Here is a 2,990-nt window from a genome sequence, read left to right as displayed (position 1 = left end):
GGTAATGAGATCACGGCGCGTGCGTAACCCCAACAAGGCCACGACCCGCGTGTCGATCAGTAGGCCGGATACATATGAGCGACTTCCGAGAACATGCGAGAAATCACTTGCGAACAGCAGCCGGTATATACAAAAGGGCCGACCTCATCGCCGCGATCTGGACCCACCAAGAACATGCTGCGGTCGCTCCGATGGCGGCAGAGAGCTCATAGCGGAAGTGCTAAAGTCTTGCTGCGTGCGCTGGCAGCAGATAATTCTTTAAAAATGTATTGGTTTCAATGCCGCCGCGCAGCGAGCAGACCGGACATTCGCGCAGTGTGCGGAAACATAGTAGGTTTGCTGGTTAATTGAAACGATCGCAGCAATCAAATCTTGACATCATGACACTGGGAACTGAAGGACTGCAGACAAGCCGCCGTGTTTTGCCCTGCCCAAAAACAAGACTCGCGCCTTGTGCTTCGGCCAGCATCTTTGAAATCGTCAAGCCAAGACCACTGCCGCTTTGGTCTTGTGTGCGCGCATCTGTTGCCACTTCGAATGGCCTAAAAGCCCTTTCGTGATCTGCTTCCGAAATGCCGGGGCCATCGTCTGTGACAGTGATTGTTGGAGGGTTGGGGCCGATGGAGATTTCAGCCTTGGTGCCAAACTTCAAGGCGTTATCCACAAGGTTCGTCACAATACGCTCAAGCGCGGCAGGATCTGCTGTCGCAAAAACTTCGCCGCCGGGATGCAGGTTGACGGCGTCTTTATCATAGTCCGACAGGACCGCGGCCGTGAAGCCATGCAGTTCAATAGCCTCCAGGCGGTTCGAAACCGACTGCCTGCCTAAATCAAGGCAGCTTTCCAACACACGTTCCATTTGAGCTACATTACGCATGATGCTGATGTCGTTGTTGTCGCAAGGCGTGTCTTCGATTTTCAGCCGCAGCCGGGTCAGATGCGTTCGCAAATCATGCCCAAGTGCGCCCAGCATGACGCCACGCCGTTGCAACAGATCATCGATCTTGGCTTGCATTGCATTGAAGTTAGCAATTAGCGCGCGGGCCTCTTGCGATCCGCCAAGAGGGACGTCTTTGGGTTTGCCGTCACGTCCGAATTGTTCGGCAGCCTGAGCCAACCGCACCAGAGGTCGGGTTTCTACATGCAAGGCAAACAGCACGATCAAAGCAGCGACAGAGGCAAAGATGCCCGACCACCAACCCAATGGAACCGAATAGACCTGCGTCAACAGATCATCACGGGTTTCCACGATCATCGCGGTACCATCCCTGAGTTCCAGCGCAATTCGCATCGGATACCTGGTCCAGATTGAGCGATCGCCAATCCGAATCTCGTTTTCGGTGATTTGATCAGGCAGAGCGGCAAACACGGCAACTTCGCGCCCCTGCAGCAGGGTCTAGTTATCTTCAAACAGTTGGTCGATCGCCGCCATGCGGTGTGCGGCGGGGGCCAGATCGCTGATCCGAAGGTCTGTGATTTCGACCCGTAGATCAGGGCCGTTCAGTGCAACCAAAGAGGCGGTAGGGTCGTCTGATGTTTCGATCAGCTGCGCCATGGCCACGACTCGTTCCGGCAGCGAAAAACGGTATCCCGGTTGATCGCCATCTGCACGATCATTGGTGTAAAGCCAGACCAGAAACAGCTGCAAGATCAACAGGAAAAGCGCAAAAATGGCAACGAGCCGGGCAAATGAACCAAACCCAATCCGCTTCACCGCCGGACCTCGGATGTGAAGATGTAGCCTACGTTGCGCACGGTCTTGATCATCCGAGGATCGCGCGGGTTCTCGCCCAGTTTTGTGCGCAATCGGCTGATCTGGACATCAACTGTGCGGTCAAAGCTATCAGCGACCCGACCCTGGCTCATGTCCATCAGTTGATCGCGCGACAGTACCCGACCCGGGTTTTGCAAAAAAGCCCGCAGCAAAGCAAACTCGCCCGAGGTCAGCACGATCTCCTGATCGTCGTGCCGCAACTGCAGGCGATCAAGGTTGGCATGAAAGTCGCCAAAGTGCAGCGTTGCATTGGCTGGGTGCCTGTCAGAGACGCCTCGGCGCAAGACCGCGCGTATCCGCGCTACCAATTCGCGCATGCTGAATGGTTTGCCAAGGTAGTCGTCCGCGCCCAGCTCCAGCCCGACAACGCGGTCTATTTCATCGGTTCGCGCGGTCAACATCAGGATGTGGACATCGGACGTAGCCCGCAATCTGCGACAGATCGAGAAGCCATCCTCACCCGGCAACATCAGGTCAAGGATCACCATATCAGGTCGCTCCTTGACCATCAGCGCATCCAGCCTTGCTGCGTCCTTGGCCAGCCGCACATCAAAGCCCTCTCGTAAGAGTTGCTTTTGTGTTAGCGGTCCGATCTCAGGATCGTCCTCGACGAGGAATATGCGCGGCATGGCTTGCATTCCGTAGTCATACAGTAGCACCCCCGTTCCAAGCCAGTGGCCATGAGCATGCGTTAACAAAACGTCACAATATGAAATGCGCCAGACATCCACGGGCAAATCGGGGCTGCCAAAAGGATCGCATCACAAATTCGCCAAGGAGAATGGAAATGAAGTTTCTTTTGTTATCAAGCGTGATTCTGCTATCGAGCGTGAGCGCTTCAAATGCAGACTGGCGGTCGGAGCGCACGACTGTCGGCCCAAACGGTGTCACCTCGCAAGCAACGACGTCCGTCGCCCGAGACGGTAATACCCGCGTCACACAAACGGAGGTTTTGCGCAGCAATGGTACCGGATACATGCGTAATGTTGTCCAGACCTGGGATCCAGAGACGCAAAGCTGGTCCCGGTCCGTGATTGGCAAAACGGCCAATGGCGGGACATGGACAACCAACGGCTCTAGGTGTGGAGCCTCAATAGGTTGTTCCGATTTAATCGTAACCGGCTGATTGGTGGTTTTGATTTTAGGGCCGCGTGTGGTCTGTGCCAATTGTAGAGATGTGTCCAGACGGGCAGATCGGCGGCGCGGTCGTCTGAGG

At 55.5% G+C, this 2,990-nt stretch carries 3 protein-coding genes and 1 pseudogene; all 4 read right to left on the bottom strand.

Annotated elements, in window-relative coordinates; all coding sequences use genetic code 11:
• Nucleotides 1–343: 343 nt before the first annotated feature.
• Entirely contained in the window at nucleotides 344–1,159 is an 816-nt protein-coding gene (locus tag Q0C28_RS14055; protein ID WP_293576763.1) for an ATP-binding protein, read from the bottom strand.
• Nucleotides 1,160–1,396: 237 nt separating this feature from the next.
• Nucleotides 1,397–1,714, bottom strand: a complete 318-nt coding sequence (locus tag Q0C28_RS14050; protein ID WP_293576762.1) for a hypothetical protein — start codon at nucleotides 1,712–1,714, stop codon at nucleotides 1,397–1,399.
• Nucleotides 1,711–2,403, bottom strand: coding sequence for a winged helix-turn-helix domain-containing protein (locus tag Q0C28_RS14045; protein ID WP_293576761.1), 693 nt, complete (start codon nucleotides 2,401–2,403; stop codon nucleotides 1,711–1,713). The genes Q0C28_RS14050 and Q0C28_RS14045 overlap by 4 nt, the downstream gene beginning before the upstream one ends.
• A gap of 447 nt (nucleotides 2,404–2,850) precedes the next feature.
• A pseudogene (locus Q0C28_RS14040) lies at nucleotides 2,851–2,990 on the bottom strand (IS481 family transposase); the annotation flags it as partial.

Source organism: Phaeobacter sp., assembly GCF_022825805.1.
In the GTDB taxonomy this organism is placed as follows: domain Bacteria; phylum Pseudomonadota; class Alphaproteobacteria; order Rhodobacterales; family Rhodobacteraceae; genus Phaeobacter.
Note: the sequence above shows the minus strand (reverse complement) of the source record. Positions and strands in the feature narration are given on the sequence as shown.